Raw genomic sequence first — 14,671 nt, forward strand, 5'->3', positions numbered from 1 at the left:
CCAAACGAGCAGGCTCGCCAGGTGTGTCACTTACTTCTGCATCAAAATTAAAACACCGGCCACGATCGCCAGCACGGCTGTGATGTCGGCACTGTGTGAGAAGCTTACCCCTAGGAATGGCGCGGTGAGCACGCCGAACAGAATCAGCCAAATGGCCAGCAATAACATCCCGAGGTTCTTGGGAACATTCATCGTAGGATTATCCAAGTGAAAGTAGCTTCGCCCGGATTGAGAAATCCTGGCCTATGGTGTACTTCGACAGGCGGCCTGATGAGCATGAGCGCATCACGAAAGTGAGAGCACATTCCGACGAGACCTGACCGAAGGACCGGGTTGAGCCAATATTCACGCTCCTTTTGTCAGCAAATTGATAATCCAGTTAATTTAAGTGTATTGAATGAATTGCCCAGAAGATCGGCTATTCACTTAGTTCATTTCTGCGCTCACGTCGAACCGTTCATACACTCGTTCGCCCATCGCCGACAATTGCGAACCCCATTCGCTGAACGATTCGCGCAATTTGCCCTGAGTCGTGCGGGAAATTTCGTTCAACACCGTGACCTCAGGAAGTTTCAACTGCGCGAGCGGTGAATAATCTTGCGATGTTCGTGCGGCTTGAGCGAACACGCCCAGCATTTCGTCGGGCATCGCCGCTAATTGAGTCGAAATCATCTTGGCGTGCTCGGCTCGCGTTTGCTGTTCCGCGTAATTGTTGAAGAGCAATGTACCGACCAGCAAAATCGCTGCTGCGGCAGCCATCCAGCCAACTGGTCGGTAAGCGAAGACACGTTCAGGCGGTGCTTCGCGTCGAGCTGTTAAGCTTATCGCGGCAGAAGCAGGCCGACTCGCCAGCTCCTTGCGACGAGTGCTCGCCGACACGCGCAGCAAATCGTCGAGTTCTTGGGCCTGAGTCGCATAGTTGCGTAAATTCGCATCGCGCCGCTCCAGCCAACGCAGCCAAGTTGGCAGCGGTGTTCCTTTGTCAAATGAGCGTTGCATCAGAAATTCGAGCCATGTGCGAATCATGATTTGTTTCTCCCGGCGAGCTGGTAAACCGCGTCTCCGCTGCCTGAATCAAACAGCAAAGTGGGCGATAGCTCAGTGTTCGAGAATTCCTCTTCGGCAGCGTCGTCCTCCGTGACGGTCAGTTTTTTTAAATGAGGCAGCAAGGCCTTACGAGCGCGGAACAACAGCACGCTGACCGATGTTTTGGTTCGCCCCAGCGATTGGGCGACTTCTGGAATCGATTGCTCCTCGCCGTAGAACAACCACAAAGCGGTCCATTGTTCCGCCTTTAATGCACGGTCAGCGATCTGCCAGAGTTGATCGCGTTCTTCACGGCGGCTGGCTTGTTCGTGGGGCGAATGCGAGCCGTCGGTCAATTCCAACGGCCCGTCTACTTGTTGCCCCATTGGCAAAGTTTTCCGACGGGAATGCCCCGCGGCGAGTCGCAAGGCGATTGTGAATATCCAAGGACTCAATCGTTGCTGTGGATCGTAGAGATGAATCTTTTCGTACACCCGCAGCAAGGTTTGCTGCACAACGTCTTCGGCGTCCTCCCGCGTGGGAAGACGCCGTGTTAAGACGTGCAGCAAGCGCGGTCGCAGGCGACGGTCCAGCTCTGCAAAACTTTCCACGCAGCCGTCCTGCACGCGCTGAGCCAATTGCTCATCGCTCTGATCTGCCGATTCGGTGGTTGCCGTTGGATTCGCCATTAAAGCGTGGACCGTTGCGTGAATCTATTTAATCTCGTCAATTAAGCCTTGAACCACATCATAACCGACTTGGAAATTGGCTATGACGCTTGTCTCGCCTTCAGCATGGCTCACGCTCAGGTGATTAAGCATCTCGGCCAGCTTTTTGGCTTCTTCGTCGTTGTCGGGGACGGCCAGTTGCACCATCGCCTTCATGCCGACTATTAACTGATTGATCTGCTGAGCCCGAGCCGGCGTATCGGCTGTGATATTGGCGTCGATGGAGAGCGTATCTTGTGCTGACGCAGCCGAAAGGGCCAGCGACTGAATCGTCTTGATCAAACCCGAGCCAGGGGCATCTTGATCGATTTCGATGGGAGCTTTGGAAAGATCGTTTACGGAGATTGACAGAAACTTTTCGCCCGTGAGTTGGCCAGCAAGTTCAGCCGTGCCTGCAGTTTGCAATTCCTTGGCCAAGGCTACGGTTGTTTCGCGATTGAAGGAACCGACAAACACGTAATTCTGATTGCCGCTGGTCTTGGGCATCGCGCACCACATCCGGGGGATGTCTTCTTTTTCGGCAACGAAGGAATGCACGATCGTATTCTCGTCGAGGTCTTCCGATTGGTAACCGGGAGCGGCTAGAAGCCACCCTTCGATATTGCCACGGTTAGGTCCGAGGTTGGCGATTACAGTCGCCGATGTTTTCTCGAAGTCGTTACCGTAAATCACTACCTCACCAATCGCCGTGCGTGGATCGAAGCCTAAGGCGTCGATGAGTGCCTTCACATCGAGTTCTTTCTCTTTGCCTTTGTCGGTATTCTCGGCGATGACCTTATTAATCATGTCCCCCAGCGGACTGGCAAACAGACCTTTGACGTTGATGTGCAGTTGCCACGCCGCGTCGGTCGTGGGGGCCGTCGCCGTGGTTTGCGCGATCGCCGGCAAAGCGGTTAAGAAGAAAACAAGCGTGAGTAGTTTTGAAACGTATTTCATGGTCGCACTCCTAGCAAGAAAATGGGATCGAAAGGTGTTGGTTTTTAGCGGCCGCTACCAAGACTACGCGACCTCAGCCCCGAGAATTACACACAGCATAACGCAATCGGCGCTGCTGGCATTTCGCCAAAATGGCGGGGAAATTGGCGATTTTGCAAAATTCGCCATAAAAGTTAGAAAACCGTTGGCTGAAATCAATCCAACCAGTCCTGCGCTTCGAGCCGTTCGGGGACGTACACCTCGGTGACGTAGCTAATATCTTTCGAGATCAGCGATTCGACTTCCAACTTGAAATCGTTTTTGAGCATCCGCTGAATTTCTGCCTGCCAACGCTTCTTTTTCTCGAACCACGGGTAATGCGCAATCTGCTTCGCGCGTTTGCGGTCGTTTTCGTTGAGCGCGATCTTCACGCTGTCAGAGAGTTGGCAGCGATCGAAGTCAATGCTGCGTAGTCCTAAATACTTGGCGTCGGGGATCGCCATGCGTTGCGATTCATAGGCGAGGTTAATCGAACCCTGTTTGATCACGCTGTAGATATAGTAGCCCCACGGATCGTTATCGAGCACACAATACACGGGCAGTTTCAATTCATTGTGCAATCGATAAAGCATTCGCCGCACGCCGCGCGGGGGTTGTCCACTGCCGTGCGTGAGAATGCAATTGTGCTTCTGCCAAAATTTGTCTTCGTTGAAGCGTTGCCAGACAGTGCCCTTTTCAACATGGAGGATAAACGTCGCACCGCACTTTTTCGGATCGAGCTCAATCACTTCGGGCTCAACAATCGAGGGGATCGCGTAGCCACCAGAGCCCATCCGCGAGCAATCAATCGTGTCTCCTTTATCGATCAGCGTGATGTTGCCGACCATCGCCCCGCGATTTTCCGCGTAGAGATGCAACTCTTCGCGGATCGAATCCAACAGTACTTCAACGTCTTCGATGATCGTGTCGCACTCATTTTGTTCGTCAAAAGTGTTTTCCTTGGAACCTTCGATCGTGGCTTTAAGCATGTAGTACAGACCCCGGAGGCTCGTTGTCTTTCCCTGATCGAGCAGCCGCTTGCAGCCGCTCGCTACGAGCATGGTGCGCATGTAGGCCTTGGCTTGCGACAGATCGAAGAGCTGTCGGCGGTTTTTACTGGTGCCCATCTCAAGGATGCCCTTGCGCGGGCTGAACTTGACGTTCGCCAGCGTGCGCGAAGGGATATCGACATAGGGATCTTTCCGCGTTTTCGCCGCGGCGACCACGCGATCCGCGAGACCAGTGATGCTCGTCATCGTTTTCTTGTCACGCGGCGTGAGTTTCACCGAGGAACCGCGCTTAGGAGCTTCAACTTTAACGGGGCGTTTCTTGGCCATGATGCTTATTTATTTGATTGCCGGTCCGCCGCGGCGAATTCCGATGCCGTGTGATTTGGTATGTGTAACGACTCGGCATCGGGACGATGCCGGCTAACTTTTTATTCTTCGGTTTCTTCTTCTGGTTCTTCGGCGACCGCGACGCGGTTGATGGCCGCTTCGTGCGACATGGGATCAACGATCAATACGTTTTCGCCCAAGTCGAGTTGCGTGGGGTCTTCAACCTTTTTGCCGCGTTCGTCGAGCTTCATGTCGGCGTCGGCCGTACGATTCTTGGCGACTTTCACGAGTTGCTCGTAAAGCTCCGATTGTTTCACGCCGTTGATTTCGCTGACGGCTTCCGAAACTTTCTTGAGATATCGCAAAAAGATTTCCCGGCGATCCGATTGTTGCTTCACTCGCAAGCGTCGCCGCAAAAACATGCCGAGCTTCCGTCCCACGGCTTGCAGTCCGAGCCGGATTTCTTTTTGAATCTCGGGATAGTTGGCAATCGCTTCCTTCGATTCGCTGGTGAACGGCACCCACACGCTCGCCATATGCACCATCAAACTCACCGGCCCCTTAGGAAGCGTCCCGCGTGACTGGCTCAAGCCATAGCTCCGCCAGTTCGTGCCGATGATTGTTTGCGTGATCGCACAGGCACTGTGTTGAAATTGCAACGGCACGCGGTTGGCGTACCGCAAGATTTCCATCGACTGGCCTTCGGAAATGTTCACATTCTTCATCGCGGCGAACAGGCTTTCAATTTCCTTAGGCTTGAGCTTGTTCGGCGTTTGCCGGGTGCCGATGCTGGCCGTTTTGATAATCTTGTCGGCCCCTTCGCCACCCAGTCCGTTGAAAGTGTGAACCAAAAACTGCCGGACCGTGCGGGCATCGGTTTCTTCCAGTAGTTCAAGCAGCAGATCTTTTGTGATGTTCTGCGTGGGGGCGGTTCCGCCATAAGTAAGTCCCACTTCAATCTGGAACGGATTGCCGCGGTACACCGCCGGTGGCCGCGTGGCGGCGGCGTAAAACTCACCTGGCACGACTTTGTGCATGCCTTTGAGGATCAAATCCTCGCCGATCGGGCAAATACAATCTGTCGCGGGGGGAGCAATTTTCGTTTGTTGAATCGCTTGATAGAGAGCTTCTACTTGTTTGCGATCAACCTTTTGTGAATTGGTTCGCGTGCTGACTTTGGCCGTCTCGCAGATCTTCTTGGCGACCGTGCCATTCACCCGCGAAAAGCGGCTACTGAAAAACTCCGACAACGATCCGCCGGGGCCTTCCTCGAGCATCGCCGCCAACCGACCGAGCTCTACACCATAGGGATGCGGTTTGATTTCCTTCGGCTCGGGGGGCAAAGTTTTCGTCGAACGTTCGTAGATATACTCGAAATCATCGGGGTCTTCGTAGTGCAGCGTAATGTGCGGGTTGGCAATCGCCGTTTGTTCGAGATACTCGCCGACGCTGCCTCGCCCCCGATTGAACTTTGCCTCAAGTTCAATCGTCACCCGCGTGCCATGGGCTTGCTCGACCCATTCGATGCCATGTTTTTCGATAACGGCTTTGCCCTTTTCGCCGGGCAGAATGTCGACCCCTTCGCCGTTGCCATTGAGAATGCGTGGCTCGTTCTTCTTGGTGTCGATCTGAATTTCGTAATAATGGGCCGGCTTGTTGGCACCGACCTTGGAAATGATCTTCACCGGCTTGCCGGTGGTTTGCACGCCGTACATACCCGCCGCGCTGATGCCAATGCCTTGCTGGCCCCGGCTTTGCCGCAAACGATGAAACTTCGAGCCATACAACAGCTTGCCGAAGATCAGCGGAATTTGCTTCTTGAGGATGCCCGGTCCGTTGTCTTGAATGCCAACCTTGTAGCGATCGGGCGCCATCTGTTGGATGTGAACCCAAATCTCGGGCAAGATGCCGGCTTCCTCACAAGCGTCGAGCGAATTGTCGACCGCTTCCTTCACCGTTGTGAGCAGCGCCTTGCGGGGATTGTCGAAGCCTAGCAAGTGGCGGTTCTTGGCGAAGAATTCGCTCACCGAGATATCGCGTTGATTGGCGGCCATCGCTTGGACGGTGGTGCGCCGCTTGGGCTTGGCTTCGCCGTTGCTCTCGGCTTGGGTTTCGATCTCTTGGTCGTCGGTTGCTTCGTCGCCGACGGTTTCGCTCTTAGCGCGCTTCTTGGCGGGGCGCGCAGCCTTTTTCACGGGTCGAGAAGCTTTCTTCTTTGCAGTGGCCACTTTATCTCTTGCCGCTAAACGGACATCTCCCTCGATTCCCAGCTGGAGTCGCCCCAACGGAATGATTGGGGCTGGCCGGCGTCGTTCCGACGCCAAGCCTGACAATGAACCCACGGCGGCTATCCCGGCATCCCGGACCGCTAAACTTTGTGGATTAGGGGGATTGTAGCGATTTTCGTACGTCCTACCCAGGGCAGCGTTCCCGCATTTCGCCTGCAACCGGAATTACCGTATCCTTCGGCAAACAAATTCTCATCGATAGGAACCGTTCGAGCCGAAACCCTCTGTAGGACGTTGCAATTCGGCGGCTGAGTCGCCGTTGCCGTTCGTGACCCCCGCAGTCCAATCCCGGTCAACCAAGACCGCCTGCCTGATTGGACTCAAACAAAACCAACCCCAAACTCTCGCCGGCTCCTTGCTTTTGCTGCAAGCACTCCGCGCGTGAGCTTCGTGAACGCAGGGAGGCGATACATGGGTATTCGAATTCTCGCCGTCGGAATGCTGGCGTGCCTCGTGGGCACCGTGTTGGATACTGCCAACGCTAACGCCGAAGTCGAAGGCCGCTACAAGCGAGTCATCAGTTACCAGAACAAAGGCGATTTGTTCTACAACTTCTACGAAGGTCCACAGCCCAGCGGCACGGCAGCTCAGATGTATGTTTCGCCGTTGCCCGTACCCGCTTACGTGGGACACAGCTACACGACCTATCAGCCGTTGATGCCTCATGAAATGATGTATCACCATTGCCGCACGCACTATGCCCACACGCCCGGTGCAGGTTGGTCGCGGGCGAAGATTCGCTACTGTACCTACGGCTTGCGTCTGCAGGACATCGTTCACAATTTGAACATCCGGTATTAGTTTTTCCTTGTTCCTCTCTGCTTGGGAGGAGACAAGGAAAAGCTGCCTTAAAATTCAATTTCAGCACGAGGAATGGAATCGTGATCAATAAAATTTCAATCTGCTGTGGTGCCGCGATCCTGGCCGCCTCATTGCTGGGGTCAGTAGCCTCCGCCGAAGCGCCGTACTTGCATCCGTTGCGTCGCGCGGAGCTTTCGAACTGGCACGCCAATTACGCTCACTCGTCCTATGGGTATCCCGTGGCGATGGTCGTTCCTCCCACGGCCCAATTGCAAACCAACTGGAGCTGGGGCGCGCCAAGCATGAGCGTTTCGCGAATCGACCACCAATTCGGTCGCAATTACCCAGGCCCTGCACCGTTTGGCGCTGGCTTCCGCAAAACCCCCTACTGGCCAAGCAGCACGCACCAATTTGGTGTCTACCACGTGCGGGCCCCTTGGTATCCGACGCAGCGGTAAGCGGTTCCTCGTAGTTCTCGAACAACAATCCCGGACCACATTGTGGTCCGGCTAGGTGAAGACCTTAGCCGGATCGCAACGCGATCCGGGATTTCCGTTTTGGTAGCTAGAAAGTCTATAATAAACCTGTCCCTCCACGCCCTAATTGCACACAATAGGCGTTTCGTTACGGACAAATTTTAACTTCTGGGTACGAAGGTGCTGGCGTGAGTTTGCAGGTTATTCATTATCCCCATCCCACTTTGAGGCACGTGTCGAAGCCGGTCAAACGGGTCGACCGCGAACTGCGCGACATGATCGCTCAGATGTTCGAGCTCATGTACAAGCATGAAGGGGTGGGACTGGCGGCCAATCAAGTTGATTTGCCGTATCGCCTGTTCATCGCCAATCCGACGGGCGATGCCAATAAGAAGGAACAAGAGTTCGTCTTTATCAACCCCGTGATTCTGAGCGGCAAAGGCCAGGTCGACGGCGAGGAAGGCTGCCTCAGTATTCCCGGCCTGACCGCGGAAGTGACTCGCAAGGAAACAGTGCAAATCGAAGCCTACAACTTGGCTGGCGAGTTGTTCACGGGCGAGCTCGAAGGACTGTTTGCCCGGATCGTGCAGCACGAAACCGATCATCTCGACGGCGTGCTGTTCATCGATCGTTTGTCACCCGCCCAGTTCGCCGACTTCCGCGAGGACTTGGAAGAGTTCGAGATCGACTTCCAAAGCAAACGCGACGTGGGGGAAATGCCGACCGATGAGCAGATCGTCGCCAAAATCGTCGAACTCGAAAAATTGCGAACTTAGAAATTTATTAACCACGATCAAACGAATAGCATGAATCAGAAAAGAAAGATTAACCGCTAATATTCGCTAATAAAACGCTTATGAAATTATTAGCGATCATTAGCGTGGATTAGCGGTTTAAATTCTTTGCCTTCATTCGTGCTATTCATTTGATTCGTGGTTTCAAAATCTTTGGTACTACCATGCGGATTGTGATGTTAGGAACGGGACCGTTTGCCGTACCGACGTTGCGCGCCTTGCATGCCTCTCGCCACGAAGTGCTCCTTGCCGTGAGTCGTCCGCCGCGGGGTCGCAAGCCGCTTCCCGCGCCCGTGCAGGTTGTCGCCGCAGAACTTGGCATACCAACTTGGCTTCCCGAGACCGTCAATGCCGGTGAGGCCCGGGCGAAGCTCACTGATCTCGAAGCCGATCTGTTGGTCGTGTGCGATTACGGCGAGATTTTGAAATCAGAAACGCTCGCCGTCACGCGCTTGGGTGGGATCAATTTGCACGGGTCACTGCTTCCCAAATATCGCGGCGCTGCCCCCGTGCAATGGGCCGTTCTCAACGGCGATTTGGAAACCGGCAACACGGTGATTCAGATGACGCCTGGGCTCGATGCCGGTCCCTGCGTTGGCGTCGATCGCGTGGCCATCGACCCCGATGAAACAGCCGGCGAATTGGAAGCCAGACTCTCCCAGCGCGGGGCAGATCTCGTGCTGCAAGTCGTCGACCAGTTGGAAGCGGGCACTGCTGATCCTATCGTTCAAGAAAAGACACAGGCCACCAAAGCGCCCCGATTGGAAAAAGAACATGGCCAGGTCGATTGGTCGCGCTCAGCCCAACAGATCAAAAACCAAGCCCGCGCGCTTCATCCCTGGCCGCGTGCCTATACTTCCTGGCAGCGCGATTCGGCCGAGCCGTTACGCCTGATTCTCGACCGCGTGCAAGTGGCCAACGGTGATTATCCGGCGAGCGCGCCAGGAACTGTCGTCGCCGCGGAGCAGCAACTCGTGGTCGCGACGGGCGATGGCTTTTTGAGTCTCGAACAGATTCAACCGGCCGGAAAGCGTGTTATGTCCGCCGCCGAGTTTTTGCGGGGCTATCAAGTCAGGGCAGGGGATGTGCTTATTTAGCCTCCACACCTGCTATCAGCCGGAATTTCCACCTCGCCCGGCACCCCCGCCGCCGTGTATGATGGGGGTTTCGCGGAAGTCCGCCGTACCTGAAGGGAATCAGGAGCCTCGACATGGATCGCTGGGACATATTCATAGTGTGCGTGGCCGGCTACGTGGCCATCATGGCACTCGTGCGGCTGATGACCGGTCGGCGGAACCAATTGATCAGCCAAGTCCGCGAACAAATGGCCGACATGCAAAAGAAGAAAAAGAAATCCAAAAAGAAAGAAGCCGCGTGAGTTAGTCGGCCGCCTCAATGACCAAGAAACTCTACATCGAAACCGTGGGTTGCCAGATGAACGTGCTCGACAGCGAGCTCGTCGTGGCCAGTTTGCGCAAGCGTGGTTTCGAGCTGACCGACAACACAAGCGATGCCGACACGATTCTGTTCAACACGTGCAGCGTGCGGCAGCATGCCGAGGACAAGATCTACAGCGCCTTGGGCCGCCTGAAGAATGCCAAAGTCAAGAATCCCAACAAGATCATTGGCGTGTTGGGCTGTATGGCTCAGAAAGATCAACGGCTGATCTTCGAGCGGGCTCCTTACGTTGATTTGATCGTAGGCCCCGGCCAGTTGCATCAAGTGCCTGACTTGATCGCCGACATCGAAGCGGGTGGCGGTCAGAAAATGGAAGTCAGCTTAGGTCGTAAGGACGGCACGCGGCAACAAATCGAACGCAGCCACGAGAGTTTCGATCCGCTGCGCGACGCCACAATGCGTCCCACGCCTTACCAAGCGTACGTACGGATCATGATCGGCTGCGACAAGTTCTGCACCTATTGCATTGTGCCGAGCGTCCGCGGCCCTGAACAAAGTCGGCATCCCGCCGATATCATTGCCGAAGCTCGGCAACTGGCCGGCGAAGGTTGCAAAGAAATCATACTGCTCGGCCAGACGGTCAACAGCTATCGCTATCGCGAAAACGGCGGTGTCACGCGGATGAGCGATCTGCTCTACTCGCTGCACGAAATCGATGGCATCGACCGCATCAAGTTCGTCACGAATTATCCGAAAGATATGACCGACGATTTGTTGATTGCCGTGCGCGACTTGCCCAAGTGCGCGAAGTACCTGCACGTTCCCGCGCAGAGCGGCTCGAACCGCATGCTCGAACGGATGAAACGCGGCTACACGATCGAAGATTATCGCGAGATGATGGATCGCATTCGCACGTTGATTCCCGATGCAGCCGTCACCAGCGACTTTATTGTCGGTTTCAGTGGCGAAACAGAAGATGATTTTCAACTGACTTGTAAGCTCGTTCACGAACAACGCTTTAAGAACAGCTTTATCTTCAAATACAGCGAGCGTCCCGGCACGAAGGGGGCGGAACTCTTTCCCGACGACGTGCCCGAAGATGTGAAAAAGCGCCGCAATAACGAACTGCTGGCCATGCAAAACATGATCAGCGAAGTCGACAATCATTCGTTCCTGGGTCGCAATGTCGAAGTGCTCGTGGAAGGCCCCAGCAAAGCCAGCGAAAAATCCGACGAGCCCAACGCACAACAATTACAACTCACCGGCCGGACGTTGTGCGACCGCATCGTCGTTTTCGACGGCAATCGCCGCCAGATTGGCCAAACTCTCCCGATTACGATTTACGATGCCAACGCCCACACGCTATTTGGTGCGGTCGTCACGCAACACGTTGGACCTGAGTTGTTTTCGCTGAAAGCCTAAGGGTTGCCGTTGATTTTCCCTTCGTTCGGTGGGACAATAGAGCAAGAGTGGCGTACTTGGCGGCACGCGCTCCTCATAGTCGGCCACTCGGTATCGACGATCCAGGCAAAGGGTCAGCAGACTGCGATAGTTCTATCGCGGTCCGCGGCAGCTTGCATGAACAACGGCCTCGCCGTTTGCTGCCGCAAATCGGAACATCCGTAGCGACGAGATTTGCCTGGTGTCTAAGCTCGCCATTGAGATCGATCAACTGCAGAGCGTGCTCAATTCGCGCGAAGAAGCGGAGCCGTGGCTCGCTTCGTTGGGAATTGCCAACTCGCGTTCGGCCTATACCGATCTCACCAAGCTCGCGAGCCTCGTGCCGCTCGATTTGCTTTCGATTCTATTAGATCAGTTTGCCGACGCCGCGCCGCAGTTGGCCGATCCCGACATGGCGCTCAACAACCTGGAGCGATTTTTCCTGGCGTCGCGCAGCCCGTTGGCGATGGCCGCGCTGTTTGAGCGCGATCCGGTGGCGCTGCCAAATCTGCTTTTGATTCTCAACAGCAGCCAGCACCTCAGCGATCAATTGTGTGCCGACCCCGAAAGCTTTGAGCTCTTGCGGCTCACCGAGGGGCGGCCCGTTGCGCGTGAGTTACTGATCGAAGAATTGCTCACCGATATACGCCGTTTGGAGAACCAAGAAGACATACTCGCGGCCTTGCGGCGTTTCAAACGTCGCGAAACTCTGCGGATCGCTTACGGCGATCTCGTGTTGGGCGTGCCCGTGGCACAGATCACGCGGCAGATTTCCTATGTGGCCGACGCCACGGTGGAAGCGGCGCTCGAATTCGCGCAGCGGAAAGTTTGGAAGCGCAAGTCTCCGAACAATGGCCGGCAGTATGCCCCGCCACGCTTCGTGGTGCTGGCCTTGGGAAAACTCGGCGGGCTCGAACTCAACTATTCGAGCGACATCGACTTGGTCTTCCTGTATCAAGGCTCCAACGGCAATGGCTCGCGCGAAGATAACAGCCACGAGTTCTGCACGGCCGTCGCGCAAGAATTGATTAGCCTGCTCACCGAAACGACCGATTTGGGATTTGTCTATCGCGTCGATATGCGCCTGCGCCCCGAAGGTCGCCAAGGCCCTCTGTGTGTCAGTGTCGAGCAAGCGCTCGGCTATTACGACATGCGCGGCCGCACCTGGGAACGCCAAGCCTATGTGAAAGCGCGGCCCATCGCCGGCGACATGGAACTTGGGTACGAATATCTGGCTCGCTTGGAGCCCTGGATTTATCGTCGTTATTTGAGCCTCACCGACATCACAGGTATCAAGTCGCTCAAGCGGCGGATTGAAGATCACAGCACCAGCGGCGAATTGGCTTCCAGTGATGTGAAGACTGGCATGGGGGGGATTCGTGATATCGAGTTCGTGATTCAATTCCTGCAACTTTTGAATGGCGGGGCGCTTGAGCAAGTCCGCACGGGCAACACGCTCGAAGCAATCACCAAACTCAACCAAGCCGGCGCACTCACGCATCAGGAAAGCACGATTCTCGAAGAGAATTACGCCTATCTCCGTAAGCTCGAGCATCGTTTGCAGATCATGTACGATTTGCAAACGCATCAACTTCCCAAAGCGACGGGCGATTTAGCAAAAGTTGCCCGGCGGATGGGCTATGCCGATCGCGCTGGCACAACGGCCCTTGATCTGTTTCGCAAGGATTACAAGCAACGGACCGAACTGAATCGCAAGATTCTCGATCACTTGCTGCACGATGCCTTTGGCGACGATGCCGAGACCGAGCCCGAAGTCGATTTGGTGAACGACCCCGATCCCACGCCGGAAACGATAGATCGAGTCTTAGGCAAATATCCGTTCGCCGATCCCCGCACGGCCTACACGAATTTGATGTCGCTGGCCGAAGAGCGGATTCCCTTCCTCTCGACACGGCGTTGTCGGATGTTTTTGGCCTCGATTGCCCCGCGCTTGTTGGCCACAATCGCCCAAACGCCCGACCCCGACGGTACGCTCGTCACGCTCAGCCGCGTGAGCGATTCGTTGGGGGGCAAGGCCGCGCTCTGGGAACTCTTCAGCAGCAACCATGCCACGCTCAATTTGTACGTCACACTTTGTGCGGCTTGTCCTTATCTGTCGGGGATTCTCACGAGCAATCCCGGCATGATCGACGAGTTGCTCGATAGCTTGTTGATTGCACGGATGCCGGATCTCGCCGCACTCGAAGCTTCGCTCGCCGAACTGACGCGTGGTGCAGAAGATCGCGACCCGATTCTGCACAGCTTCAAAGCCTCGCAGCATTTGACAATCGGTGTCCGCGACATCCTCGGCAAGGACGACGTTCAAGTCACTCACGCCGACCTGGCCGACGTGGCGGAAGTTTGCTTGCGACAGATCATGGACTCCGAAGTCGCCAAGCTCATCGAGAAGCGCGGCGAACCGCAGATTGGTGAACCGTCGAGCGTGCCGCTCACTGACGGCGAATTGCCTTCTTATTGGCGCTTCCATCCCGGATCGGAGCGTATTGGCGAGGCGTGTGAATTCATCGTGCTGGCGCTTGGCAAGCTCGGCGGCCGCGAGCCCAACTATCACAGCGATCTTGATTTGGTGTTCCTCTACGAAGCCGAGGGGATGACTCACGCCCCGCGGCGTTCCACGATTCAGAACACCAGCAACAATCATTTCTTCAGCGAGCTGAGCCAGCGGATTATCAAGCGGGCCACCCACTTCGGTCCTTATGGCCGCTTATACGAGATAGATCCCCGCTTACGGCCAACGGGTCGCAGTGGTTCCTTGGCTATGTCGCTCGCCGGGTTTGTCCGTTACTTCCACGAAGGGGGCGGTCAGCTTTGGGAGCGGCAATCGTTGTGCAAGGCGCGTGTGATTGTCGGCAGCGCAGCCGCCGCGGAGCGAGCGATGGAAGCCGTCACTGAAGCCATCTATTGCAAGCCGTGGCAACGCACCGATGCTACGGAGATTCGCGCGATGCGCATGAAGCTCGAAGAGACGGCATCGCAGCGCAATCTCAAACGTGGCCCCGGCGGCACGATGGACACTGAGTTCCTCGTGCAGATGCTACAGCTCAAGCATGGCAAAGAAATGCCCGAAGTTCGCAAGCAGGGCACCATCGCTGGTCTATCCGCTTTGGAAAAAGCTGGCGTTTTGAGTGCCGACGACGCCCTCTTTTTGCGCAGCGCGTACGGCTTTCAGCGCAGCATCGAAGCGCGGATTCGCCTGATGGATGCCGCGGGACGTCATGAATTTCCCGAGGAATTGCGGGAACAAGCCAAACTTTCGTTCCTGATGGGGATGAGCGACCCCAGCGCACTCGATAAAAAAGTTTTTGACACCTTCCAAAAAGTGCGCGAAACTTTTAACAAGGTGTTCGATCACGCCGAGCGAAGCTAACACGATTTTAGCCGGGCCGCCACGCGGTCCGGGATGCACTC

13 protein-coding genes are annotated in these 14,671 nt (G+C 55.6%); 7 read left to right on the forward strand and 6 right to left on the reverse strand.

Features of this window, described 5'->3' with window-relative positions; all coding sequences use genetic code 11:
- Positions 1-30: 30 nt before the first annotated feature.
- The 6 genes from AC6T8Q_RS15475 to AC6T8Q_RS15500 all read right to left on the reverse strand — a co-directional run bounded on the left by AC6T8Q_RS15475 (position 31) and on the right by AC6T8Q_RS15500 (position 6,240).
- Positions 31-192, reverse strand: coding sequence for a hypothetical protein (locus AC6T8Q_RS15475; protein WP_500679940.1), 162 nt, complete (start codon positions 190-192; stop codon positions 31-33).
- Positions 193-426: 234 nt separating this feature from the next.
- On the reverse strand, positions 427-1,026 hold the full coding sequence (locus AC6T8Q_RS15480) for a hypothetical protein (RefSeq protein ID WP_500679941.1): 600 nt from the start codon (positions 1,024-1,026) through the stop codon (positions 427-429).
- Positions 1,023-1,715: an RNA polymerase sigma factor gene (locus AC6T8Q_RS15485; RefSeq protein ID WP_500679942.1), complete on the reverse strand. Its 693-nt coding sequence runs from the start codon at positions 1,713-1,715 to the stop codon at positions 1,023-1,025. Before AC6T8Q_RS15485 ends, AC6T8Q_RS15480 begins: the two co-directional genes overlap by 4 nt.
- Positions 1,716-1,739: 24 nt before the next feature.
- Entirely contained in the window at positions 1,740-2,690 is a 951-nt protein-coding gene (locus AC6T8Q_RS15490) for a hypothetical protein (RefSeq protein ID WP_500679943.1), read from the reverse strand.
- Between the two features lie 194 nt (positions 2,691-2,884).
- Entirely contained in the window at positions 2,885-4,045 is a 1,161-nt protein-coding gene (locus tag AC6T8Q_RS15495) for a DNA topoisomerase IV subunit A (RefSeq protein WP_500679944.1), read from the reverse strand.
- Positions 4,046-4,146: 101 nt separating this feature from the next.
- Positions 4,147-6,240: a DNA topoisomerase VI subunit B gene (locus AC6T8Q_RS15500; protein WP_500679945.1), complete on the reverse strand. Its 2,094-nt coding sequence runs from the start codon at positions 6,238-6,240 to the stop codon at positions 4,147-4,149.
- A 504-nt stretch (positions 6,241-6,744) separates the two neighbouring features.
- Here AC6T8Q_RS15500 and AC6T8Q_RS15505 point away from each other — a divergent pair.
- The 7 genes from AC6T8Q_RS15505 to AC6T8Q_RS15535 all read left to right on the forward strand — a co-directional run bounded on the left by AC6T8Q_RS15505 (position 6,745) and on the right by AC6T8Q_RS15535 (position 14,630).
- Positions 6,745-7,134, forward strand: a complete 390-nt coding sequence (locus AC6T8Q_RS15505; RefSeq protein WP_500679946.1) for a hypothetical protein — start codon at positions 6,745-6,747, stop codon at positions 7,132-7,134.
- 80 nt (positions 7,135-7,214) lie between these two features.
- Positions 7,215-7,592 (forward strand): hypothetical protein, encoded by a 378-nt coding sequence (locus tag AC6T8Q_RS15510; RefSeq protein WP_500679947.1) that lies wholly within the window; start codon positions 7,215-7,217, stop codon positions 7,590-7,592.
- Between the two features lie 206 nt (positions 7,593-7,798).
- Positions 7,799-8,386 carry a peptide deformylase gene (gene def / locus AC6T8Q_RS15515; RefSeq protein ID WP_500679948.1) on the forward strand — a complete coding sequence of 196 codons (588 nt, stop codon included), beginning with the start codon at positions 7,799-7,801 and terminating at the stop codon, positions 8,384-8,386.
- A gap of 182 nt (positions 8,387-8,568) precedes the next feature.
- A complete protein-coding gene (fmt, locus tag AC6T8Q_RS15520) occupies positions 8,569-9,501 on the forward strand; it encodes a methionyl-tRNA formyltransferase (RefSeq protein WP_500679949.1) in 933 nt (310 codons plus the stop codon).
- Positions 9,502-9,614: 113 nt separating this feature from the next.
- A complete protein-coding gene (locus AC6T8Q_RS15525) occupies positions 9,615-9,782 on the forward strand; it encodes a hypothetical protein (RefSeq protein ID WP_496921184.1) in 168 nt (55 codons plus the stop codon).
- A 17-nt stretch (positions 9,783-9,799) separates the two neighbouring features.
- Complete coding sequence (miaB, locus tag AC6T8Q_RS15530; RefSeq protein ID WP_500679950.1) at positions 9,800-11,224, forward strand: tRNA (N6-isopentenyl adenosine(37)-C2)-methylthiotransferase MiaB; 1,425 nt, start codon at positions 9,800-9,802, stop codon at positions 11,222-11,224.
- Positions 11,225-11,444: 220 nt separating this feature from the next.
- Positions 11,445-14,630, forward strand: coding sequence for a [protein-PII] uridylyltransferase family protein (locus tag AC6T8Q_RS15535; RefSeq protein WP_500679951.1), 3,186 nt, complete (start codon positions 11,445-11,447; stop codon positions 14,628-14,630).
- Positions 14,631-14,671 lie beyond the last annotated feature (41 nt).

The sequence above is a fragment of the Bythopirellula sp. genome (genome assembly GCF_041737835.1).
Classification (GTDB): Bacteria; Planctomycetota; Planctomycetia; order Pirellulales; family Lacipirellulaceae; genus Bythopirellula.